The organism is Murimonas intestini, assembly GCF_024622195.1.
GTDB classification, from domain to species: domain Bacteria; phylum Bacillota; class Clostridia; order Lachnospirales; family Lachnospiraceae; genus Murimonas; species Murimonas intestini.
This window is the reverse complement of the sequence record NZ_JANKBI010000001.1, coordinates 495,762-520,744: the sequence shown is the minus strand read 5'-3', so window position 1 is coordinate 520,744 and position 24,983 is coordinate 495,762. Positions and strand designations below refer to the sequence as shown.

The 24,983-nt window shown below is 47.1% G+C and carries 16 protein-coding genes; all 16 read left to right on the top strand.

Going from position 1 to position 24,983, the window contains the following annotated elements; genetic code table 11:
* Positions 1 to 21: 21 nt before the first annotated feature.
* Positions 22 to 3,612, top strand: a complete 3,591-nt coding sequence (locus NSB28_RS02400) for a DUF5050 domain-containing protein (protein WP_109624377.1) — start codon at positions 22 to 24, stop codon at positions 3,610 to 3,612.
* A 102-nt stretch (positions 3,613 to 3,714) separates the two neighbouring features.
* Positions 3,715 to 7,059, top strand: a complete 3,345-nt coding sequence (locus tag NSB28_RS02395) for a DUF5050 domain-containing protein (RefSeq protein ID WP_257497400.1) — start codon at positions 3,715 to 3,717, stop codon at positions 7,057 to 7,059.
* Positions 7,060 to 7,145: 86 nt separating this feature from the next.
* Positions 7,146 to 7,799 (top strand): FHA domain-containing protein, encoded by a 654-nt coding sequence (locus NSB28_RS02390; protein ID WP_109624379.1) that lies wholly within the window; start codon positions 7,146 to 7,148, stop codon positions 7,797 to 7,799.
* Positions 7,781 to 9,370 carry a protein phosphatase 2C domain-containing protein gene (locus NSB28_RS02385; protein WP_109624380.1) on the top strand — a complete coding sequence of 530 codons (1,590 nt, stop codon included), beginning with the start codon at positions 7,781 to 7,783 and terminating at the stop codon, positions 9,368 to 9,370. Before NSB28_RS02390 ends, NSB28_RS02385 begins: the two co-directional genes overlap by 19 nt.
* On the top strand, positions 9,357 to 10,772 hold the full coding sequence (locus NSB28_RS02380; RefSeq protein ID WP_187374090.1) for an FHA domain-containing protein: 1,416 nt from the start codon (positions 9,357 to 9,359) through the stop codon (positions 10,770 to 10,772). Before NSB28_RS02385 ends, NSB28_RS02380 begins: the two co-directional genes overlap by 14 nt.
* A gap of 10 nt (positions 10,773 to 10,782) precedes the next feature.
* Positions 10,783 to 12,189: a trypsin-like peptidase domain-containing protein gene (locus NSB28_RS02375; RefSeq protein ID WP_109624382.1), complete on the top strand. Its 1,407-nt coding sequence runs from the start codon at positions 10,783 to 10,785 to the stop codon at positions 12,187 to 12,189.
* An 11-nt stretch (positions 12,190 to 12,200) separates the two neighbouring features.
* Positions 12,201 to 13,592: a PrsW family glutamic-type intramembrane protease gene (locus NSB28_RS02370; RefSeq protein WP_109624383.1), complete on the top strand. Its 1,392-nt coding sequence runs from the start codon at positions 12,201 to 12,203 to the stop codon at positions 13,590 to 13,592.
* A gap of 1 nt (position 13,593) precedes the next feature.
* Positions 13,594 to 15,579 carry a protein kinase domain-containing protein gene (locus tag NSB28_RS02365; protein WP_109624384.1) on the top strand — a complete coding sequence of 662 codons (1,986 nt, stop codon included), beginning with the start codon at positions 13,594 to 13,596 and terminating at the stop codon, positions 15,577 to 15,579.
* Between the two features lie 16 nt (positions 15,580 to 15,595).
* A complete protein-coding gene (locus NSB28_RS02360) occupies positions 15,596 to 16,330 on the top strand; it encodes a PP2C family protein-serine/threonine phosphatase (protein WP_109624385.1) in 735 nt (244 codons plus the stop codon).
* 245 nt (positions 16,331 to 16,575) lie between these two features.
* The gene (locus NSB28_RS02355; RefSeq protein ID WP_257497399.1) at positions 16,576 to 17,445 is read left to right on the top strand and encodes a hypothetical protein; all 870 of its coding nucleotides are present in this window, start codon (positions 16,576 to 16,578) and stop codon (positions 17,443 to 17,445) included.
* A complete protein-coding gene (locus NSB28_RS02350) occupies positions 17,438 to 18,133 on the top strand; it encodes a polyphosphate polymerase domain-containing protein (RefSeq protein WP_109624387.1) in 696 nt (231 codons plus the stop codon). Before NSB28_RS02355 ends, NSB28_RS02350 begins: the two co-directional genes overlap by 8 nt.
* Before the next feature lie 13 nt (positions 18,134 to 18,146).
* Positions 18,147 to 18,824 carry a DUF4956 domain-containing protein gene (locus NSB28_RS02345; RefSeq protein WP_109624388.1) on the top strand — a complete coding sequence of 226 codons (678 nt, stop codon included), beginning with the start codon at positions 18,147 to 18,149 and terminating at the stop codon, positions 18,822 to 18,824.
* A 5-nt stretch (positions 18,825 to 18,829) separates the two neighbouring features.
* Positions 18,830 to 20,302 (top strand): CotH kinase family protein, encoded by a 1,473-nt coding sequence (locus NSB28_RS02340; protein WP_109624389.1) that lies wholly within the window; start codon positions 18,830 to 18,832, stop codon positions 20,300 to 20,302.
* A gap of 9 nt (positions 20,303 to 20,311) precedes the next feature.
* Positions 20,312 to 22,450: a hypothetical protein gene (locus tag NSB28_RS02335; protein ID WP_109624390.1), complete on the top strand. Its 2,139-nt coding sequence runs from the start codon at positions 20,312 to 20,314 to the stop codon at positions 22,448 to 22,450.
* A 1-nt stretch (position 22,451) separates the two neighbouring features.
* Positions 22,452 to 23,552, top strand: coding sequence for a HEAT repeat domain-containing protein (locus NSB28_RS02330; RefSeq protein WP_109624391.1), 1,101 nt, complete (start codon positions 22,452 to 22,454; stop codon positions 23,550 to 23,552).
* Positions 23,549 to 24,979, top strand: coding sequence for a glycosyltransferase family 2 protein (locus tag NSB28_RS02325; protein WP_109624392.1), 1,431 nt, complete (start codon positions 23,549 to 23,551; stop codon positions 24,977 to 24,979). Before NSB28_RS02330 ends, NSB28_RS02325 begins: the two co-directional genes overlap by 4 nt.
* Positions 24,980 to 24,983: the final 4 nt, after the last annotated feature.

Genomic DNA, 24,983 nt, shown 5'->3' with positions numbered 1-24,983 from the left:
GCAGGAGAAAGGGAATGTATTATGAACAGAGAGATAGATCATGATTTGCTTTGTATGGGCTGTATGAGGGAAAGAGAGAATGCAGAAGGTCCATGTCCATACTGCGGCTATGAGGAAAAGCAGGAGGGGCCGTCCCATTATCTGCCATGCAGATCCCTGCTGAACGGGAAGTACCTTGTCGGGAAGGTTATAGGCGAGGGTGGATTTGGCATCACCTACCTGGGCTGGGATCTGAACCTGGATATGAAGGTGGCTATAAAAGAATACTACCCATCCGGTCTGGTGACAAGAGTGTCAGCATCTTCCCCGGTGGTGGCCAGCTACACAGGTGAAAAGGCGGAGTACTATAACACAGGGAAAAATAAATTCGTGCAGGAAGCCAAAACCCTTGCCAGGTTTTTTGCGCTGCCGGGCATTGTGGGAGTAAAAGATTTTTTTCAGGAAAGTAATACTTCATACATAGTTATGGAATATATAGAAGGGGTGACTTTAAAAGAATACCTGAGACAGTCAGGAGGAAAGATTCCTGCCAGAAAGGTCCTGGAATGGATGAAGCCGCTTATCCACTCTCTGGAAGAGATCCACAGGGCGGGGCTGATCCATCGTGATATCAGTCCTGACAATATCATGATCACAGATGATGACAAGGTAAAACTGCTGGATTTCGGAGCTGCCAGAGATATCTCCCCTGACGGAGGGAAGAGCCTGTCTGTCATGCTCAAACCGGGGTACGCGCCGGAAGAGCAGTACCGTACACATGGGTCGCAGGGGCCCTGGACAGATGTATATGCTCTGTGTGCGACAATGTATAAGTGCATGACAGGAGTGACTCCGCCTGAGCCGCTTGAGAGGATGAGGGAGGACACCCTGCAGAGACCGGCCCTGCTGGGGGCTGTCCTGACACCTGCCCAGGAGGAGGCGATCCTTCAGGGGCTGTCTGTGGATGGCAGGGACAGGTTCCAGAGTATGGAGGCGCTGGAGCGGGCGCTGTATTCGGATGAAGGTAGCGGACTGGCATATGCGGGAGGTCAGGAATCAGCCGGGCAGTCATATACGGGAAGGCAGACGTCATCCGGGCAGCCATACGGCGGCAGACAGGAGACATACGGACAGTATCAGGAGGGAGACTCCAGGACAGTTCCGGTATCGGATGCATATTCCGGGAGGTCTTCAGCAGGATATCAGCAGATCAGCCAGGGCGGTGATGACGGGCGGAAGAAGAACAGAAAAAAGCTCATTGCGGCTATCGCCTCGGTTGCCGTGCTTCTCTGTATATCCTGTACGGTCCTGCTTCTGCTTCCGGGTAGCAAAAAGGGTAAGGAAGAGGAAGAGCGCAGGTATGGAAATACGGCATGCAACATGATAGGGGTAGGGCTGGCTGTCCCTCAGGAAGGGGATACATACTTTAAAGTTTGTTTTAATTGGACAGAAGATAAGAGTGACCGTGATATTACCGGGATCTGCATGGAGTCTGGCGGGAAGACTATAAAAGAGTCCAGAATGCTGAACAATGGATTTATGTTTCTTTGCAGCTATTGGGATGGATGGGTCTATTATGTAGACATGGAAGAGTATTATCTGTGGCGCGTCCGGGAAAACGGTACAGAAACGGAAAAGGTCAGCCGTGAGCCGGTATCCTTCTATCAGATTATGGATGGAAAGATATACTATGCTGATGAGGATCTGGAGAATCTTTTTGTGATGGAAGCGGACGGTTCATCGTGCACTGCCTTTGTCAATGGCCCGTGCGGAGCCTGTATAGGCGTCTGGGACGGATGGGTTTATTATTCAAAGCGTGAGGGCGGACAGCATAAGATTTACAGGATCAGGGCGGACAGGACAGAAAATACCTTTGTTTTTGCAATGGATGAGACACCTATATTTGCAGTGACGGAGAATGGGATCTACTATGAAGAGACGGATGAAGAAAAATGGAATGTGTCATTTTTAAAAAAGAAGAACCTGGATGGCAGCGAGGCGTCCATGCCCAGGATAGCAATGGAGACATCCGCGAATGACGCAATGTTTAATGTACATGACGGGTGGATCTACTATGGAAATGCTGACGAAGGGGCTGTCCTGTACCGCATCCGCGAAGACGGCACAGGAAAAGAAAAGATTACAGATAAGAAGCCCATGGCCGTCTATGAGGCTGGGAGCCATATTGTATTTGTAGATCAGGATTACCAATGGTACATGTGTGACGGGTCAGACGTATGGCCGAAATATTCAGGCGGGAAAGTGGAGAAGATGGAGGGCACAGCAGACGGGGAAGCGGTGGAAATGACAGAGGCAGCTGTGCAGCATTACGGGAACACTCCGGGCAACATCCTGAATATGGGTTTGGCGGCACAGACGGCAGAAGATAAATATTGCCGCATAGTAACTAAAATCGGGGAAGAAACCGGAGAAATAGCGGGCGTTTACCAGGATGCGGCAGAAAATTACAGGAAACGCCCATCACAGGTGATCACAAACGAGGAGGTACTTTTCTACAATGTGTGGGAAGACTGGCTTTATTGCCTGAATGGAAGAAGTCAGCTCTGCAGGGTAAAACTGGGTGGAACAGGGATGGAGATTATCAGAGATGATCCTATTAGCATGATATATCAGATCATGGATGGAAAAATTTATTATGTGGATTCGGGAGATGGTTTCCTGTATGAGATGGATGCTTCCAGCCTGGCTGAAAATTTACTGGCTGGCGTGGAATGTGGCTCCTGCCTGGGCGTTTGGGATAAGTCAGTTTATTACTGCAGGCGGAATAAGAACTCGGGGTCGGACATTTGCAGGCGGAATGTGGACAGCGGTGAAGAAAAGCGGATCACCACTATAGCTGAAGAAAATGCTTCCTTTTACGTGGCAGACGGCAGCATCTATTATTGTAAAGATATAGGTGATAAAGAGGGGATGAGAAGGCTGATACGCCTCTCTGCTGAAGATGGGACAGCCCAAAATGTTCCTGCTATATATGTAGCCGTGCCTTCGGATCTTCCGGGGATTGGGATAAATATAATCAATGGCTGGATCTATTACTGTGATGCCGAAAGGGACGGAGCCTTAAGCCGGGCAAAGCTGGAGGGCGGAGTAAAGGAAAATGTGTCAGAAAACTATCCGGCAGCCATCCTGGAGATTCAGGGCCATGCTGTCTATATGACTTATGACTTTGATTGGTATGCGGTAGAGGATAACGGCGGCTATGCAGCAGAATATGCCATAGAGCTCAACAGCGGCAGTACGGTAAAAGACAATAAACAGGAAGAAACACAGGCTGCGGCAGATTCCCAATCTGAAGAAGCGGAAAATCCGGCTGCAGAGCTTGAAGTCCTAATCGCAGGCTTAGCAGGTTTCGACGACTTAGATGACGAGGCTTTTTGGCAGAAGTGGGCTGATATCTGTAATGATTTTGAGGAGACTTATCATGTGACTATACAGACAAGCAGGATAAGCGCGGCTGATTTTGAGACCCAGCTGCAGGTGAGGATATCAGCGGGGATGGTTCCGGATGTAGCTATACTGGGAAAAGAAGCACAGATTCCTGAGGAAACGGAAAATCTACAACTGGCTGCAGCGTTTGTTGACTATTTAAGAGAAAAGGGGTATATCGCCTAGGCACCCCCTGTACTGCCGGAAAAAGAGATGTGCAGTAAGTGCGCAGAACTGCTGAACAGTTACAAAGTATGTATACAGGATTTGAAACAGGGAGGACATTCTATGAGGAAAGAGATTGACCCTAATATGCTATGTATGGGGTGCATGAGGGAGAGAGAAAAACTGCAGGGGCCATGCCAGTTCTGCGGCTTTGATGAGGAGGCCCAGGCAGGCCCCAGCTACCATCTGCCGTGCCGCTCTATCTTAAACGGAAAGTACCTTGTGGGAAGGGTGCTGGGGGAAGGCGGCTTCGGCATCACCTATCTGGGGTGGGACTTAAACCTGGATATGAAGGTGGCCATCAAGGAATATTATCCGTCCGGGCTGGTGACAAGGCAGGCTCCCGGGGTATCTGACGTGGTAAACTATGGTGGGGAAAAGGCCGTATACTTTGACAGCGGGAAAAATAAGTTCATGGATGAGGCGAAGACCCTGGCCAAATTCTATTCCATGCCCGGAATTGTCAGTGTGAAAGATTTCTTCATGGAGAGCAATACTTCATATATTGTCATGGAGTATCTGGATGGGATGACTCTGAAACAGTATCTGAAGGTACAGGGCGGAAGGATACCGGTACAGGTAGTGATAAATTGGATGAGGCCGGTCATCCATTCCATGGCGAAGGTACATAAAGCCGGGCTGATCCACCGTGATATCAGTCCGGATAATATCATGCTGACGACTGAGAGCGGGATAAAGCTTCTGGACTTTGGCTCTGCCAGAGACGTATCGCCGGACGGTGAGAGAAGCCTGTCTGTACTGCTAAAGCCGGGCTATGCCCCGGAGGAGCAGTACAGAAGCCATGGAAACCAGGGCGCATGGACAGACGTGTATGCCCTGTGCGCCACCATCTATAAATGCATTACAGGCGAGACGCCGCCTGAGCCACTGGAAAGGATGATAGAGGACAGCCTCGTGCCTCCGTCTAAGCTGGGAGTGGTTCTGCCGGAACATCAGGAGAAAGCCATCTTAAAAGGACTGTCTTTGCGGGCGGAGGACAGGTATCAGAGCATGGAAGAGCTGGAAGCGGCGCTGTATGGGGATGCAGTAACCGGACAGGGAGAACAGGCTGCTGTTCCTGTACGGGTGGATTTGCCGTATAAAAGCGCAGTGCTGGAAAAAGCGGACGCCAAGACAGAAGACAGGACATCCGACAGGATATCCGGCGGCCAGGAGGAAGAGAAGAAAGAGACAGATACTTCGTGGGAGGAACTTCGAAAATTATCTGGAATATATAAAACGGAAGGGAAGTCTGGGGAAAAACGAGAGGGCAATGCCAAAAAGAAAAAAATCCTGGCGGCAGCGGCGGCTGTAGCTGTGATATTTTGTATTGTATTGGCAGTGGGCCTGCATAAAGGGGAGAGTAAGTATGGGAACTCGCCGTGCAATCTTATGCTGAATGGTGGATATATGGTAAAAGCAGAGGAAAATAAATATATTTACTCAGACCTGCAGAAGATCGGGGGCGAAATTAAGTTAACAGAGATAAAAGAAGTATCCGGAATAAATAAATATTCCACTCCGGAAGATTTTATGAAGGAACCTGCGTGTCGTTTTAGTGTGTGGAATGATTCGCTTTATTATCTAAAGTGGAATGATTCATCCCTGTACAGGTCAACATTATGGGGCGCTGATGAGACAAAACTTCTGGAAGACTGTTCTGTATATCAGATAGTGGATGGGGATATCTATTATGTGGATACATCTGGAACGCTGTATTTAACAGATATTAATGGGGAAGAGAAAACAGAACTTGCGGGGTATACAGCAGGATGTTTTGCGGTAAGAAAGGGGGAGGTCTATTACATGGATGTTGGAGAGGTTGACGGCAGGTTTTGCTATAAACTGTATAAAACAAAAAAAGGCGGGAAAGAAAGGGAATTACTGGCTTTTCTGGATACCTCGGCCTTTGTGGTTGATAAAGATTATATTTATGCTTATCAAAAAAATGAAAACACAGGATATTATATTGAGAAGATTTCTTTGGACGGGAAGAAGCGTGAAAATACGGAGATTGTGATAAATAATGCGGCCTTTAATATTACTGATGATCAAATCTACTACTCTAATGCGGAAGATAGTGGTTATCTCTATACAGCTAATAAAGATGGAACGCAAAAGAGGAAGGTTTCTGATTTGATTCCAATCTCAATTTACGTACTTGAATCTAAAAATAGTTCCGGTTCAGAGGATGTCATATGCCTGGGCAGTGATTTTAAGTGGTATGACTGTTATTATAGTGAGCCAGAGCTTATCTTTGAAGAAAGTATTGACGGTGAAGCCGAGGGGATTACAGAGAAGGAAATAAAGGCAGAAAAATCCGAGACAGAAAAACCGCAGACAGAAAAACCACAGATAGAAAAACCACAGGTTCAGACAGAAGAAACAGCGGCGGCTGAGACAACAGCACCGCAGTACCAAGAGCCCGGGACTGGGGAAATACAGGCTGTGCAAGAAGAAACTGCGATGATGGACAGCGGAGTCATGATAAACGGAGTAAAGTACGGGAATACTCCGTGCAATATGATGCAGTCAGATCTGCACAGTGCAGTCATTGCAGCAGATGGAACATTTTTTGAATCAAGGTATGGAGAAGGGATAGAGGGACACACTGATGCAGGCAGTGCAATTCAAAAATTAGATTCAGGTCAGGATTTTTCGCGGTTAAGTATCTATGAAGGATATTTATATTATGTGGATAACTTCGAACTTTACCGTAAAGATTTACAGAAGGATTCTGAACCGGAATTAATTGTGAAGCATATTTACACTTATCAAATAGTAGATGGAATCATTTATTATACAAATGCGAGCAGTGAACTTAAGTCTGTTAATATAAATGATTTTACATGGAAAATGATAAAACGAAATGTGAATTATCACTTCCTTTCTGTTGAAGACAATTGGATTTATTTCTGCCTGGAAGCAGAGAAGAATGAGGAAAGTGAGGTTTATAATTATGCGCTTTATAAAATCAGGACAGATGGGAGTGATGAAAGGAAAATCTGTGATATTCCGGGGGAAGACTATCCAGGGCCTTATTTTTGTGTTGTAGATAGTAAAATTTATTATTCAGAGCCTTTTGAAGGGGAGTTTCTATTAAAAAGTATAGATGTGGAAGGCGCCCCGGTACAACTGCCAAAGATTTCGATGAAAGAAAGTGATTTGTTCCAAATCATAGATGGGTGGATTTATTATGCAGATTCAAGGCATCCGTATGATTTGATGAAAACACCAATAGATGGTTCTGAACCTTCGGTTGGAATCTTTAATGAGTATGTGGGAAACTTTTATCAAGTAGGTAATAGGCTCCATGTGTATACATTAAGTGATAATCTTTGGAGTTTCTACAGTATAGATTTCGATGGCGGCAATAAAACCAAAATATATGATTTTTCAAAATTCTAATCAGTGCCATCTATATCACAGCGCCTGCCTATCACCACCCACAGCCAGGTAACAATCAAAATTATAAATAAACGGAGGAATGAATTATGGAAATGAAACGTTGTCCAAACGGCCATTTTTATGACCAGTCGAAAAGTGCTGAGTGTCCTTATTGCCAGGGAGGGTCGGCAAATGCTAATGTGACGGTACCCCTGGGGGGCGCTGCTGGGGGAGTAGGGCCGACTGTCCCGGTGAGGCCTGCAGGAAACATGCCGCCTCAGGGGCAGCCCCAGGGAATGCCTCCTCAGGGAATACCCGGACAGAACGGTATGGGGGCCGGCGCTGTACCTTTCTACGCAGGCGTAGAGGAGGATTCTCCCACGATCGGGCTTTACAGCAAGAAGGTGGGGATAGACCCTGTAGTGGGCTGGCTGGTCTGTGTGGAAGGCAAGGATAAGGGAAATGATTACAGGATCCATGCGGATAATAATTTTATCGGGCGCTCTGAGAGGATGGACATCTGTGTACACGGAGATGAGACTATTTCAAGGGACAACCATGCTGTGATCAGCTATGACAGTATGGAAAAAGTCTATTATTTCTCATCCGGCGGAGGACGTAATATTGTCAGGGTAAACGGCAAGGTAGTTATCAGCGGAAGTATACTGCTTCAGCCATATGACAGAATAAAGATTGGAAATACTGTTTTAGTATTTATTCCATTGTGCGGGGAGGAGTTCGATTGGGAAAACGAACAATAAAAACGTTTCTGTGCATTACCGCACTGCTTGTATCCGTGACATTTTCAGCGGCGGGCTGCGGCAGCAGCGGTAATGGAGGCAGTGAGGGTCAAAAAGATGGCCCAAAAACAGAGACGCAGGAGGAAAAAAGTCAGGAGACTGCTGCTCTGGGCAGTGAGGAGCAGCAAGAAACCGGCGGGACGCCGGAAATACAGTCTGAGATCCAGAATATACTGGGACCGGCAATAGGCGAAGCAGAGAGCGGCGGTGATGAGAACGGCGTGAGCGGAGCGAAGAAAGCAGACGGCCAGACAGGAGAAACCCAAAAGGATGGAGCAGGATCACAGATAACAGAAAACAAAGAGGATGGAGCTGGATCTCAAATTACAGAAAACAAAGAAGACGGAGCAGGATCTCAGGAGACAGAAGATAAAGAAAGCGGCGCAGAACCCAATGAGACAGAAAATAAAGAAGAAGTCACAGAGGCTCAGACAGTGACAGGGGATAAGGAAGGCAGCGGGGAGCAGCAGGAACCGGGAGATGGCGGACAGGAAGCCGCAGGCAGGAATAAATGGTTCATGATAGCTGTTGGAGCCGCTATTCTGATTGTGGCAGCAGGTATCTTCCTGGCTGGATTTCGCAGAAAAGGAAAAAAGGATGAGGGCAGCATGTCAGCTGATAAAAAACAGTTATCTCCGAAAGAATCAGGAGAGTGGAAAAGGCAGGATGCAGGTAACGGCCCGCAGAAGAGTCCTGGCATAGCAGAGAATAGCAGCCGGGATATACCATCTTCCTTTGGATGGGGCGACGGCGGCTTTGCAGTGAGGATTGGAAATGCCCATCATATTGGCGCCCGGCAGAACCAGCAGGACAGTTTCTCCATATCAGACGTGACAGATGATAAGCTGTGCCGGGAAAGAGGGATCTTTGCAGTGGTGGCGGATGGTATGGGAGGACTTTCAAATGGAGCGCAGATCAGTGCCACAGTTACTTCCAGTATGCAGAGCAGTTTTCTGACAGGAGGTCCTGCAGAACCTTCCATGAAGCTTCTGGAAATGCTCCACTATGCGAACCGCCAGGTAAATGATTACCTCAGATGGAATCCGGGAACCCAGAGCGGTTCTACAGTAGTGGCTGTGCTTATCAAGGGAGCATCCATGCATTTTATTTCAGTGGGAGACAGCAGGATCTATCTGTGCAGGGGAAAGACTCTGACACAGCTGAACAGAGAGCACACGTATGCCTCGGATCTGGATGAAAAAGCGGCAAAGGGTGAGATCTCTCTGGAAGAAGCTATGTCGGATCCCCAGAGAAAGGCGCTTACCAGCTATATTGGAATGGGTGAGCTGGCTAAAATTGACAGAAGTGTACACCCCTTCCAGCTGGTACCCGGCGACAGGATCCTGCTGATGTCCGATGGTGTATTTGGCACGCTTACTGCCAAGGAGATCTGGGAAGCAGTACAGACAGATGCCTATCACGGAGCGGAGAGGATAGAACAGCTTGTGCTGGCAAAGAATAAGGCATCCCAGGATAATTTTACGGCTGTGGTCATCGAGTGCGTGGGGGATGTTCAGTATGAAAAAGGATAAAAATAAAAGGGCAGTGTGCCTGATGTGTGTGCTGGCAGCAGTTCTGCTGGCTGTTCCTGGCAGGGTATCGGCAAAGGGCTCTCCCGGTGATGCCAGGGGTGCAGTTGTGCGTATTGTGGCTGAGGGAGCAGACATGATCACCTCCGCCTCCGGGTTTGCCATAGGGCAGAAAGGAAGCGCTGCCCAGTATTTTGTGACTTCTAAGGCAGCAATTGAGGATTCATCTGCCTGTTATGCTGTGCTGGATCATCTGTATGACCAGCAGGGAAATGTGGGCAGCATTGTGCCATTGACCCAGATATGGTCAGATGGGGGACTGGACCTTGCTATTCTGAAGTCAGACAATGCCCTGCAGCGATTTACCCCTGTCTGTGTATCCACAGGAAAAAATGTGAAAAAGGGAGATCAGGTTTACATGATGGGATATTACCTGACCCAGGATAACAGTCAGTCATCTGGTGCCAATGATGTTATCATGGAGGCAAATGCAGTAAGTGAACTAAACGCAGGCAATCTGGGAGGCTCATCCAGCATGCTCTTTGAAGAAGATATAACCCTGGATCTGTTGGGCGGCCCTGTCATTGATGAAAATGGAAATGCGGCAGGGGTATTTACTCTCGGAATTGATAATTCAGGGTATGTGGCGCGGGCTGTTTACGGAGAAGAGGTCATAGCTGCTGCCAAAAGGGCAGGGGTTGATGTCTGGAGCAGCAGCGAAGGCCAGGCATCAGGAGAGTACTGGGGGATTATTGTGATCGTGGCAGCTGCAGCCGTTGGAAGCTGGCTGTGGAGGAGAAGAAGGGGAACAGGTAAAAAGCAATATAACAGACATGACGCTGAAGCTTCCCTAAATAGAAACCAAAATGGAACGGCCGGAGTACAGGGAAATAGCGGCCAGGCATTTCATAATGCAGGAGCCGGAATGGGCAGCGGGTCAGGTACCGGTATTGGAAATGGGCCGGGAGCAGGAACAGGCGGTGCGCCTGGAAATGGAATGGGCGGCGAGGCCAGGATGCCCGTGGAAGGAATACCGCCTGCCCCGCAAAATGTGGTTATGGGTGGATACCAGAATCCGGAGTATGTTCCTGTGCTCACGGGGGTGAGAGGTTACTTCCTGAATAACAGTGTACCGGTGAAGGACGCTATACGCATCGGCAGGGACAGCCGGCGCTGCCACCTCATTTATCCGGAAAAGGAACCGGGGATCAGTTCGCTTCACTGTGAAGTTATCAATATGGGCGGAACGGCAAATCTCATAGACCGGGGTTCTACTTATGGGACGTACCTTGCCGACGGCACAAGGCTGGGGCCAAACCAGCCATATGCCCTGAGGCCCGGAGCAGAATTCTATATTGGAACAAAAGGAAATGCCTTCAGGGTAGATAACTGCCGTAAAAAATGAGGTGAAGTTGATGGAGAATGAACAAAAGAAACGGCGGGGAATGACGGCCCTGTTATGTATCCTGGCAATGGCAGCAGTACAGCTGTTTCCGGGTATCACGGCTCTGGCGGCTAATCCAGCTGTTAAGGATGCAAGGCAGGGGATTGTCAGGGTGGTATGTATATCAAAAGAGGAAGACGGTGCATGGACGGGGTCTGGATTTGCTGTAGGGACAGCAGGGCAGCCTGTCAGCATGTTTGTGACAAATCATCATGTGATTGCAGAAAATCCGGATGGTGTTTTTATTGTACTTGATTATGTGGGGGATGGAGGCACGATCATACCCGCAGCAGTTGTGGCCACCTCTGAGTCGCCTGACCTGGCAATCCTGCAGATAGCTACCCCCATATCAGACAGGATACCTTTGACACTGCTGTCTGCGGAGTCGGTGGAAGTCACGCAGAGCGTGTTTGCGCTGGGTTTCCCGTCAGTAGCTGATTCTCTGAGTGATGCAGGGGAAGAGCTGCCTTCTACGATAGATGATGTGACTGTGACTACAGGGACGGTTACCAGGGAGAAGGTGGAGAGCTCAGGCATGACATGCCTGCAGATTGACACAGTGATTAACAACGGTAATTCAGGCGGCCCTCTTGTGAACGAAGACGGGTACGTGGTGGGAATCAATACCTTCGGCGCCGTTAATCAGGATGACGGGACGCGTGCGGACGGCACGAACCTGGCGGTATACATAGACTATGTAATAGCATTTTTCCAGGAAAATAATATTGCCTTTGAACTGGCATCTGCCGGATCCTCCGATTCCCTGCTGCCCGGCGCTGACGGCTCCCCTTTTGGACAGGGAGGTGAACCTGCCGGAGGGCAGCAGGATCAGCCGTCAGGAGGGCAGCAGAACCAGCCTTCCGGAGAAGGGACAGGCGGGGCGGATAATACGGGAAGCGATGACAAGTGGGATGCTGTATACACTGCAATTGGAGTGGGTGTCGTATTAATAGCACTGATCTGTATTGTATCCATGAGAAGAAGGAAAAAACACACATCCGCGGGACAGCCTCCGCCCGCCGCTCCATCAGCGCCGCCTGTACAAGCGCAGTCTTCTGTACAGGCCGGGCCGGGCTATAAGCTGGCAGCGGAAGCAGGGCTGATGGCAGGCGAATTTTATGATATCGGTAATGGCATTATTATCGGGAGGGATCCTGCCAGATGCAGCCTTATATTTCCGGCAGATACGCCTGGTGTCAGCGCCTGCCACTGTGAATTGCGGGCGGTGTCCCAGGGGGTGATGCTGACAGATAAAGGGTCCAGTTATGGGACATTTCTGGAAAATGGCATGAGATTAACTCCAAACCAGCCATATACGCTGCAGAAGGCAGAAGGCTTCTACCTGGCAGACGGCAAAAACCGTTTCAGGATCATGTAAGGGGTGAAAATATGAATTGTCCTCAATGTAAAAAGCAGGTACCTGAAGGAAGCCAGACCTGCCCGTACTGCGGCAGGAGCCTCAGATACGGAGGAAATACGGAATTTTACAGAAAGGCGGCTGGGTCAGGCCTGAAGCTGAAGGATGTTTTTACGGATGTGCTGAAGCATCATGACAAATCTGACGGAGAAAGGCTGTTTATGGCCGGAACTCAGATGACAACCCCAAGTGAATCAAATATGCTGCGAGAATGGCAGAAACCGTGGGTGTTTGCCAGGGTAGGCCTCATAGGTATCCTTATTTCCTTCGCTTTATATTTGATGGCATATTATTTGAAAACGTATGCAGCTTTTATGATGATCGGGTCATTTGTCATTCCGGTCACAGCACTTATGTTTTACTGGGAAATGAATATTCCAAGGAATATCCCGCTCTATGAGGTAGCGCTGATGTTTTTGACAGGCGGAGTTATTTCCCTGTTTGTATCTATGCTGTTTTTTCAGGTAGTGGATACTGAGATATCCTCGTTCGCGGCATTTTGTGAGGAACCGGGAAAACTCCTGGCCCTTGCATTCTTTTTGAGAAAGCCGGAGAAAAAGTATATCTTGAATGGGATACTGATAGGAGGGGCGGTGGGCGCAGGTTTTTCAGCCATGGAAACAGCAGGCTATGCGCTGGAGGTACTGACCAGGTCAGGGGATGCAGCAAGTGTGGTAATTACCAGGGGAATCCTCTCTCCGGGCGGCCATGTAGTGTGGGCGGCCATGTACGGCGGAGCGCTGGCCATGGTTAAAGGGTCAGGCAGGCTGGAGATACGCCAATTGGGTGATATGCGTTTCCTTAAATATTTTCTGGCGGCGGTTGGCCTTCACTTTATATGGAATTCTGGTATCGCTATCCTGCCGCTGCCTTATGTGGGAGATCTGAGTTATGTGATCCTGACAGCAGCGGGCTGGATCTTGCTGTTTACTGTAATACAGAAAGGGATCTCTCAGATCGTTGGGGTAACAGGAGGCACTGCAGTGTCCGCAGGGCATGCAGGCCAGGCGCAGACTGGACGCAAAGAAGCTGTCAGTTTTCAGGATACAGCAGTCCTCATGGGAGTCAGCGGCCCTTACAAGGGACAGAGCATTATGCTCCAGAACGGAAAGATAATTCTGGGGCGTGATCCGGGCGCCTGCAGCCTGGTGTTCCCCCCGCAGCAGGCGGGTATCAGCAGGATTCACTGCAGCCTGACATTTGACGGAAATGCTGTATGGCTGTCAGATGAAGGTTCGGCATATGGCACATATCTGGCTGACGGGAGAAGGCTGACAGCTGGCAACAGAGTCCGGCTCTGCAAAGGGGACAGATTCTGCCTGGGGACCGCAGATGTGATGTTTGAAGTGAGGGGCGGGAGGTAATATGGATTTTGACAGGCTATGTTTAAAGTGTATGCGTGAAGGGGTTGAGAATGGAGTATGTATATACTGCGGCACGCAGGCGGGATTTGTGCAGGAGCCTCCATTTGCCCTGCCGGCGGGAACAATACTCCACGGGCAGTACATGGCAGGAGGTGTTCTGGGCTGCGGCGGGTTTGGGATCACATATGCTGCAGTGGATCTGCGGGACGGCCACAGGGTGGCGATCAAAGAATATTTCCCTAATGGCCTGGGGACCAGGAGCATGGGGGAGACTGGAGTCATCAGCCTGGTGGATATGGAGGACTTCAGATATGGACTGGAGCAGTTTCTAAGCGAGGCCAGGATCATCTATAACTGTCGTGGAACTCCCAATATCATACAGGTAGAGAAGCTGTTTGAAGAAAATAATACTGCCTACTATGCCATGGAGTATCTGGAAGGGCAGGACCTGAAGCATTATTTGAAGGAACGGGGAGGAAAGCTGACCTATAGAGAAACATCAGAGCTGCTGGAACCAATTTTTGATGTATTGTCGCAGGTACATTCTAAAAATATTATCCATCGGGATATCAGCCCAGACAATATTTACCTGTGTAGAGACGGGACAGTAAAACTTCTGGACTTTGGGGCCGCAAGGGCGGCGCTTCAGGAGAAGAGCAAGAGTCTGGACGTAATACTGAAAAGAGGGTATGCACCAGTAGAACAGTATTACTCTCATGGCAGGCAGGGGCCATGGACAGACGTGTATGCCCTGGGGTGCACGATCTACAAATGTATTACAGGGATCGTGCCTCCGGAATCACCTCAGAGGCTTCAGAAAGATGAATGCATACCTCCCTCAGAGCTTTGTGATGATATACCCGGGCAGGCGTCCGCGGTTCTCATGAAGGCTATGGAAGTCTTGTATGAGGCCAGGATCCAGAATGCCGCAGAGTTTAAGGCGGCACTGTATGGGAGAACTTTTATGGACGGAGCAGGCCGGAAAGGCTCATACGGGGGAGGGGACACAGGCGGCACTTCAGGAGAGGATGGCACTGTGGGTACAGAGCCGCCACAAGTAACCGCACCGACATCCCCGGGAAATATGGATCAGCCAGGAAATATGACCCAGCCGGGATATATAAACGGCACCCGGACCGGCACATCTAAAAGGGTGACGGTTATTACCAGTTCCCAGGTCAGCCAGGAAGATAAATGGACTTTACTTGCAAAGCGTTTTGGCGCCTATGTGATCGATTGTCTGATTGTGGGGTTTATGGCAGCTGCAGTTGGCGGGTTTGCAGAGATCGATACTTTACAGAGTTTATATGTATTGACATTTTTACTCTATTTTTTATATGGATTTATATCAGAAGCATCATATATGAGGGCAACAGCAGGGAAAAAAATAATGAAGCTGCAGGTATTTACAAGCAGCGGTGATAATCTGCCGGCAGGAAAAGCCGCACTCAGGAACCTGATCAAATATGCAGCGATCCTGGTAAGTGTGGGGATGCCGTTCTATTTGGCAGCAGCCCTGGAGCTGGCGGATGTCCTGTGTGCCTTACTTACTAAAAAAGGGGAGCCGCTTCATGATCTTATAAGTGGTTCAAGAGTGGCAGGGCCGGTCCATTACCGCGTCAGTGAACAGGCGGCAGAGGTAAAAGTTGAAGCAGAAAAGCCTCAGGGAATACCCGTAATTAACTGTGTGTCGGGACACTTCTCAGGGCAGTATTTCCCTTTGGAGGGCGGAAAACTGATATTGGGCAGAAATGCTGCCAGATGTAATGTTGTGTTTCCTCAGGATGCTGCCGGCGTCAGCTCTGTGCATTGTGAGGTTATATATGACAGCAGCACAAAATCGGTCATTGTCAAAGATCTGGGTTCCACATATGGTACCTTTGCAGTAGAGGGCAGGAAGCTGGAAGCACAGCAGATGGCTATGCTGCAGATAGGAGACAGTTTTACGATCGGGGATCAGAATACATTCTTAGTGGTAATCCGATGAAAGGAGGCATGAGCCGATGAAGATTCAATCTGCACAGTGTTCTATGAAGGGAGGCAGGCCATATAACGAAGATACAGCATTTTTTACATCCACCCCGTCAGGCTTCCTGGCAGTAGTGGCTGATGGACTGGGAGGATGCGGAGGAGGAGAGACAGCGTCAAGAGTCGCAGCAGAAGTCTTAACAGAAGAATTTTTGGCAAAGCCGGAAATAACAGAAGAAAATATAAATGCCATCCTGCAGTGCGCCAATAAAGCTGTTTTATCTCACCAGACACCCGGACAGGAGATGAAGACTACACTTGCGGCGCTGCTTGCACATAAAGATGTGTATGCAGCTGTACATGTGGGAGATTCCCGGATTTATCACTTCAGAGACGGTCAGCTGATCTTCAGGACAGAAGACCACAGCGTACCTCAGATGGCGGTGCTGGCGGGTGAGATCACAGAGGGCCAGATACGGTTTCATGAGGACAGGAACAGAGTACTCAGGGCGCTTGGAGGAGATAAAGGAGTAAAACCGAATATCAGGATATGGGAGGGAAGTACTGACAGGGATGCTTTCCTGCTCTGTTCAGACGGGTTCTGGGAATACGTGTGGGAGACAGAGATGATGGCAGATCTGGCAAAGTCAGACACCCCGCAGAAATGGCTGGATTATATGATAGGAAGGCTTGGAAAGCGTTACAGTGAAAAAAATGATAATTTTTCGGCCGTGGCAGTCTTCACCGACGGAGGATTTCAGAATCTGTAAAACAGGATCAGGCGTCAGACAGAGGTATTGGACAGACAAGGGTTGAACAGACCGGAGATGAAAAATGAAAAGAATAAACATTGACTTTTGCATCTTGTATTGATATAATGAATGTTACGAATGAGCGGTGTTGGGAGGTGTCCTGGCATCGCTTTTTTTAAGGAGCAGAGTGTAATAAATATGCTGTTTGAAAAACGTCTGTTTTTTAGAAGCGGAGGTTTTGCAGCAATGAAATGAGGAGCAGGATGAATAGAAAGAAAATATGTATCATCTGTGTCCAGTGTCTTTTACTGTCTATTGCCTCTTTTTTGAGTGGATGCACAAATCAGTGGGAAGAATTTGATAGCATTCTGTTTTCATGGAAAAAAGACGTATTCGAAGATAAGCGGGAAAACCTATTTAAAACTATGGACAGGCAGGGATTGTCTGTCCTTTATCAGGCTTTTCCAAGTGAGCCGGATATGGATATTCTGCAGATATTTCTTGAAGATGCCGGGAACCATGGCATAGGGGTGTACTATCTTTCAGGAGATCCGCAGTGGTCGCTGGATGAATCAGGCCAAAACCAGATCAGGAAGATTGAAGCAGCAGCAGAAATAAACAAATGTCTGACACGGGAAGCGGCTCTCAAGGGAATTGTATTTGATATTGAACCATACCTGCTGGATGAGTGGAAGGATAACAAGACAGAAATAATGGACAGCTTCGTATCGGGAATGAAGGCTGCCTATACAGAGGCGGGAAAGCATGGCCTTAAAGTCATCCTATGCATTCCATACTATTATGACAGCAGCGGGCTGGAAAAGCAGCTTGAAACTATGATATCTTCCTGCTGTGACGGAGTGGCGGTCATGAATTATTACCGGGGCAAAGAGATTGAACATATCAGCACAGAGGCAGAAATGGCTGAGAAATATGGAAAAGAACTGGTTAACATTTATGAGATGCAGCCTCCGGGGGAGCATGGTTTAGTGGAGATGAATACTTATTTTAATGAGGGGATAGAGAAAATGAAGGAAAATTTCAGGGAACTAAGAAATAAATACAGAAAACAGCCAGTATCCATGGCACTTCATGACTATGAGGCTTTAAGGGAGGCTATGGAAATTGAATGAAGTATTAAGACAGGAAAAGAAGTATCTGATTAATATCTCACAGTTTTATAAATACAGCAATGACCTGTGCAATATACTTTCACTGGATGAACACAGCGATGGCGAGGGGTATCTGATTCGTTCTCTTTATTTTGACACCCTGGATGATAAAGATTATGAAGAAAAAGAAGATGGTGTGGAGTTGAGGAGGAAGATTCGTTTGCGCAACTATGGCCCTGAGACACCTTTTGCGATGCTGGAGATGAAGCAAAAACAGGGAGCTAACCAGAAAAAACGTTCACTGCGCATGAAAAGAGAAGATGCCAAAAGACTCTCTGTCGGAGATTACCCGGTTCTTCTGAATTATGATGAGCCGTTTGCGGCGGAATGCTATTCTCTCATGAACATGCTCTGCTACAGGCCAAAAGCAGTAATCACATATCACAGGAAGGCTTTTGTGGCAAAAGAAAATAAAATACGTATAACTTTTGACCATCATATTGTTGGGACAGAGAGCTGCTATGATATTTTTGCAGACCAGCTTCTGGAAAACAGCATCCTGGATCCCTGTCTTGTTGTTATGGAAGTAAAATATAATGGTTTTTTGCTCAGCTACATTAAGGATATGCTGCGGGAATGTGACAGCAGTGAACTTTCAGTCAGTAAATACTGCCTGGGAAGGGCAGTCAGTAAACACTATAGATTCTAGGAGGAAAAATAAATTGAGAGAATTAATTGCAAGTATGCTGGAAGGAAGCGGTTCGCTGAGCACAGAGGCGATAATACTGCATATAGTATCCTCAGCAATTATCAGTATGGCAATCTATATATCATATTGGTATACACATACAGGTACTGCATACAGCAGGAAGTTTAATGTCAGCCTGGTAACGCTTACGATTCTGACAGGTACTGTTATGACAGTTATTGGCAACAACATTGCACTTTCCCTTGGTATGGTAGGTGCACTTTCTATTGTTCGTTTCCGTACAGCTATCAAGGATTCCAGGGATACTACATATATCTTCTGGGCTATTATTGTGGGTATCTGCTGCGGTGTAGGCGATTATCTTGTGGCAAGCGTGGGCAGCTGTGCAGTTTTTGTGGTGCTCCTGTTTTTGGGGCGTGTCCGTAATGAGAACAGGATTCTTCTTATCATCAGGTCACAGCGGGAAAAGGAGATGGATATTGAAGGCGTGGTTTTCTCTTATTTTAACAAGAAAGCGCTCTTAAAAGTGAAGAATACGACAGAAAATATTGTTGAGTTTATCTATGAGATGCCCCGCAGTACTTATAATCTGACTTATAAGCAGGATCAGGGAATCACACAGAAGCTGTATTCACTGGGAGGCATTGAATATGTCAATATCGTAACACAGAGCGATGAGATCAGCGGGTAAACAATATGAAAAGCAAATGTTTATATATGCTGACAGCAGTTCTGGCTGTCATAGCCGGTATTGTATTTTACAAGTTTGATGCAAAGACAGATATAAACAGAGTACATCAGCACAGGATGGCGCAGTGGCAGGGACCTGATACAGAGGAGACGGTGAATCCCGGTACAAAGCTGCCCATTATCAGTATAGAGACAGGGGGACAGGCTGTTCCAGGAACTCCTGTGTCCGGGTCGGATAGGGGCGCTTTTGAGACAGCTGCTGATGGTGGGAATACAATAGAGGCATCGTTTGAACTTATTGACGGACAAAAGGGCAGCAATCATCCTGAAGACGAACCATGTGCGGTTTCTGCGGCCAGAATACGCTATCGTGGCAATTCATCCAGATATTTTGATAAAAAATCTTATTCTGTCCATTTAATTAAAGAAGACGGCAGTGAAAATGCACTTGAACTTGCGGGCATGAGTGCACATGACGAGTGGGTGCTGAACGGACCATTCCTGGACCGCTCGCTGCTGAGAAATTATCTCTGCCTGAATATAGCGAGAGAGATAATGGAGTATGCTCCGAATGTCCGGTACTGTGAACTTTATGTGAATGGTGAATATCAGGGGTTGTACCTGCTCATGGAGAGTATAGGAAGAGGTGACGGACGCATCAGTATCCCAAAGCCTGAGAAAAACAGTGATGTTACCAGTTATATCGTCCGCTGGGACAGGACCGGCAAGGGAGACCATGAACTGAACAACTATACTTTTTATACCTATAAAAATGACGTGTCATCCCTTGATGTCAGGTATCCGGGAAACAATCAGATTACCGCCGGAAGATTCTCTTATATTGAGAATGATATTAGCAGGGTTGAAAAGGCCATATATTCCTGTGACCTGACAGATGACCGGAGGGGTGCTGCCAGTTACATTGATATTAATTCCTTTGCAGAATATTTTGTGATTAATGAATTTTTCCGCAACGTGGATGCGGGCCGTTTTTCAACTTTTTACTATAAGGATGCACGGGGAAAACTTAAGACATGTGTCTGGGATTTTAATAATGCCTGTGATAACTATATTGATTATGTGTGGGGAGAGGCAGGGTTTACCATGCAGGATGCACCCTGGTTCGGTCAGCTTTTGAAGGATGAACGCTTTGTCACAGCAGTCGTTGCCAAGTACAGGAAACTCCGGAAGAGCGTCCTGAGTGAGGAATACCTTCTGTCTTACGTGGATGAGACAGTGGACTGGCTGGGGGATGAAATAGACAAGAATTTTTATAAATGGGGCTATGTGTTTGACCTGTCCCAATATAACGGCATGAATTATCTGACACCTGCAGAGCGGAATGATACCAGCCATCAGGAGGCTGTTAAGCGTTTAAAGGATTTTATAACAGTCCGCGGCAGATGGCTGGATGAACATATAGATACCCTGTTCCAGTATTGCCATGAATCTAAGAATATAAATGAGTTGACGAGATAGGAGAAAGACATGAAAAGATTTCTCATCGGGGCCGCAGTTGTGGCCATTTGTCTTCTGGGACTGAGATATGCTGTTTATTACGGGGGGTTCTATCTGGATCTTCATCCTGAAGCATCGATAGAAGTGAATGTAAGAACGGATGGAAAGAATATTCTTGTCAGAAATGAGAAGGGTGAATTTGAAAAATTTATAGTGCGGGGAGTAGATTTGCCCAGCAGTATAGCCGGTCACTTTGCTACAGACTATGCCGTAGATGAAGACACCTGGCTCAGGTGGTTCGGAATGATACAGGATATGGGGGCAAATACAGTCCGTGCGTATACGATATATGATGATTCATTTTATAATGCGTTTTATGAATTTAATAAAAACAATAATACACCACTATACCTGCTTCAGGGACTCCAGGTGTCAGACTATGCCAACAGTTCAGGGAATGATGCCTATGGGGCGGAATTTTACGCAGCTCTGAAGGAGGATTCCATAGATATTATAGATGTTCTTCATGGACGCAAGAATATTTTTCTTAATCGCATGAAAGGCAGCGGTATATACAGAAAAGATGTGTCTGACTGGGTGCTGGGATATGTGGTTGGAAATGAATGGGAACCGGGTACGATAGCTTATACAGACAATAATGCAAAAAGACCTTCCTCCTACAGCGGAACTTATTTTCAGACCGTGGATGACTCAACAGTTTTTGAGGCAATGCTGGCTAAAATCATGGATGAGATGGTGATATATGAGAGCAGTAAGTATAAGGTACAGAAGCTTATGTCTTTCCAGAATGATCCTGAGAATGACCCTTTTGTGTATGAGCCTCTGTATGCAAGGCAGCTGGGCAAGTTCAGCCATGTCAATGCTGAACATCTGATACCTACAGAGCAGCTGAAGAGCGGGTATTTTGCGGCTTACCGCCTGTTTGAATTTTGTCCTGATTTTTCGGAATATCTCGTACAAGACCAGGATCCTGGCTTTAAAGCAATGCTTGATGGTCTTGACAAAGAGACATACTGCCAGGGATATACACAATTACTGAGTGAATATCATACGATGCCTGTTGTCATCACCAGCTATGGTTTTTCCTCATCAAGAGGAACCGACACAGAGAAAGGCCCTTTGACAGAAAAAGAACAGGGCAGGCGCCTGGCAGAAGTTTATAATGAGATTGTGGAGTCAGGCTGCAGTGGCGCGCTTATTGCGTCATGGCAGGATGAATGGGGGCGGAGGACCTGGAATACGTCTTATGCAGTTGATATTCAGAATACCGATCTGTGGCATGATATACAGACAGACGGTCAGGGCTATGGTCTCTTGTCCTTTGAACCGGGAGAGACTGAGAGCATCTGCTGTGTTGATGGAGATATTGCAGAATGGACCGAGGAGGACAGGGTTTTAGAGCAGGACGGGATATCCCTGTCAGCAAAGTATGATGAGCGCTGTCTTTATCTGCTGATCGGACAGGAGGGGCTCTCCAGAGATTCAGAGCTTTACATTCCATTGGATATAACAACGAAGTCCGGGAGTATGAAAAGTGATTCCCATGGATTGAAATTTGAGCGCGGGGCAGATTTTCTGCTGTGTATTCATGGGGAAGATAAGAGCAGGCTGCTGGTTCAGGCAAGATATGAATCATTGAGAGAGAATTATCAGCTGCAGATAACAGGAGAGGACCCGTTTGTCTATTTTCCGGATACGGATGCGGACAGTTTTCTGCCCATCCGCATGATTTTACAGAATCACAAGCTGGTGGCTGAGGATGTATCTGATGATGAGCTTCTGGCATCAAAGAGATATGATACTTTTGAAACTGGCAGATTAGTTTATGGAAATGGGAATCCGTCTGACAGTACTTATAATTCCTTGGCTGATTTTTGCTATGGTGAAAATATTGTGGAGGTCAGGCTGCCCTGGGCACTGCTTAACTTCAGTAATCCTTCCGTGATGGCTGTCCATGATGACTATTATGAAAATTATGGCGTTGAGTGGTTTAGGATAAAGGAGATCTGGCTTGGAGCAGGAACAGCAGGCCAAAAGGAGCCAATCGCCATGGAAGCACTCCGACTTAAGGGGTGGGGAGACAAGCCTGTATTTCACGAACGGCTGAAGCAGTCTTATGATATTGTGAAAGAAAGCTGGGAAAAGTAGGATGTTTTTTAATATAGAGACTTTAATCTATACGTACCTGTTCATATGCATCTCATTGCTGGTGTTTAACCTGCTTTATATTTTCCGCTCAAAGGGGAGGGAGAGAAGACAGAAAAGAAATGCAGATGCGTGGGTCAAAAGAATAGAATGGCAGATGCAGAGGATTGCACAGGGAGAAAATATAGAACAGGAGCATCTGAAGCTTGCTGAGAAAAAGCTGGTGAAGACAGAGGCATTGTTTTCCTTTGGAGCAGCCCTTGATGCGCTGGAAGAAAAATCACCTGGTCAAACTGACGCCTATATGTACTCTATCCAGGGAGGAATTCAGGTGCTTGCTTCCAGGTATGCTAAAAAGGACAGCATGGACAGAGCATATTTTGCTTTTTTGATTTCCAGACACTGTCCTGGCAGTACAGAGGAATTCAAACCGGTTATGGAAATATTGATTTCTTTTCTCGATGATTCTACTGTATATTGTAAAGAAAACGTTCTGAAAGCGTTATATTCGCTGGGAAATGTACAGGCGGTAGAAAATGCCCTTCAGGTATTTAATGACAGGGGCTGGTTCCATCATCAAAAGCTTCTGTCAGACGGGCTTTTGACCTTCCGGGGGGATTTGGAGAAACTGGCAGAGAGGCTCTGGAGCCATCACCGGGAATGGAATGATAGGATTATGCTATCTGTAATCCAATTTATAACGGGTTTTTCAGAAAATTATAAAGAAATTTTTCTGCCGTTCCTGGAACAGGAGACGGCAGGCCGGGAGATACGTCTGGCAATTATGAGATATTACAGGCGGCATACATATGAACCTGCCAGGCCTTTGCTGATTTCTCTTTTGCTGGATGAGAAAGGGGAAGACAATGCAAAGATAGTTGCTGCTTCTGTTCTGTCCCAGTACCCGGGAGAAGATACTGCGGCGGCGCTTAAAAAGGCATTGCAGTATTATAACTGGTATGTGCGCTATAATGCTGCGTCGTCCCTGGCAGCCCAGAGAATTCCCGCCCGGGAGCTTTTAGATGTGCTGGAAGGAAAGGATCGGTATGCAAAGGAGATTCTGGAATATATGCTTGAAGATGCAAAGGCAGGTGAATATGAATGATTAATGCGGCAGATGCCTTTCTAAGAGGAGTAGGTGTATTTTTCATAGTATATCTGATATTATATGCTTCTTATCTGTTCTTTTCCGTGACAGTGGGGGCATGGAAGCTGTATCAGCGTGATAAGATGCAGCGGATACGAAATGAATTGAAGCATGACTATTATATGCCAGTTTCGGTGCTGGTACCGGCTTATAATGAGGAGGTTACAATTGCAGACAGTGTGGAGTCACTGTTGAACCTGGATTACCGTCTGTATGAGATAATCGTGGTAGATGACGGCTCGAAGGACAGAACAGCGGAAGAGCTGATCAAGGCATATCATCTCAGAAAAGTGCAAAGGCCCATACACAAAAAAGTTGCATGTAAGCCGCATACAGCCATATATGAAACGAAGGTAAATAATATACGTCTGACACTTATCTGCAAAGAGAATGGAGGGAAGGGTGATGCACTGAATATGGGGATAAATGCCTCACGCTATCCATATTTTCTGTGTCTGGATGCCGATTCAATGCTGCAGAGGGATTCACTGGAGAAAATAGTACAGCCTGTCATGGAAGATGATAATATTGTAGCAGTAGGCGGATTAATACGTGTGGCCCAGTGTGTGGTAATGGAAAAAGGAACAGTAAAAGAATATCATATGCCCCTGAACCCTATAACCTGCATGCAGGTAGTAGAGTATGACCGTTCATTTCTGGCGTCCAGGATACTGATGGACCAGTTTAATGGAAACCTTATCATTTCCGGAGCTTTTGGCTTATTTAAGAAAGATGTGGCGGTGGCGGCAGGAGGATATGATACAGATACACTGGGGGAAGACATGGAACTGGTAGTGAAACTCCATGTATTCTGCAGGAATAACCAGATAAAATATTCCATCCGGTATGAACCTAATGCAGTCTGCTGGAGTCAGGCTCCCTCATGCCTGAAGGATCTTATGAAGCAGAGGCGGCGCTGGCACCTTGGCCTTTTTCAGAGCATGACAAAATATCATCAGATTTTTGCAAATTTCAGGTTTGGCCTTATAAGCTTTATATCTTATTTGTATTATCTGCTGTTTGAACTGCTTTCACCTGTCATTGAAGTGTTTGGATTATTAACCATGGTGCTTGCTTTTTGCCTGGGGCTTTTGAATCTGCCCTTTATGATTGAATTCTTTTTGATCTATTCAGTGTATGGCGCTATATTGACTATGACAGCTTTTTTCCAGAGAATTTATACTCAGGGACTTAAGATATCTGCGGCTGATACTGCAAAAGCTGTATGGATCTGTCTGCTTGAGGGGCTCTTTTTCCGGTATATCCTGGCGTTTGTAAGGGCTACAGCCTTCGTCGGATATAAGAGACGAAAACGGGAATGGGGCAGTATTAAACGGATAAGCCAGCAGGACAAAAACTGGAAGCAGGAAAACAATGAAAAATAAGGTG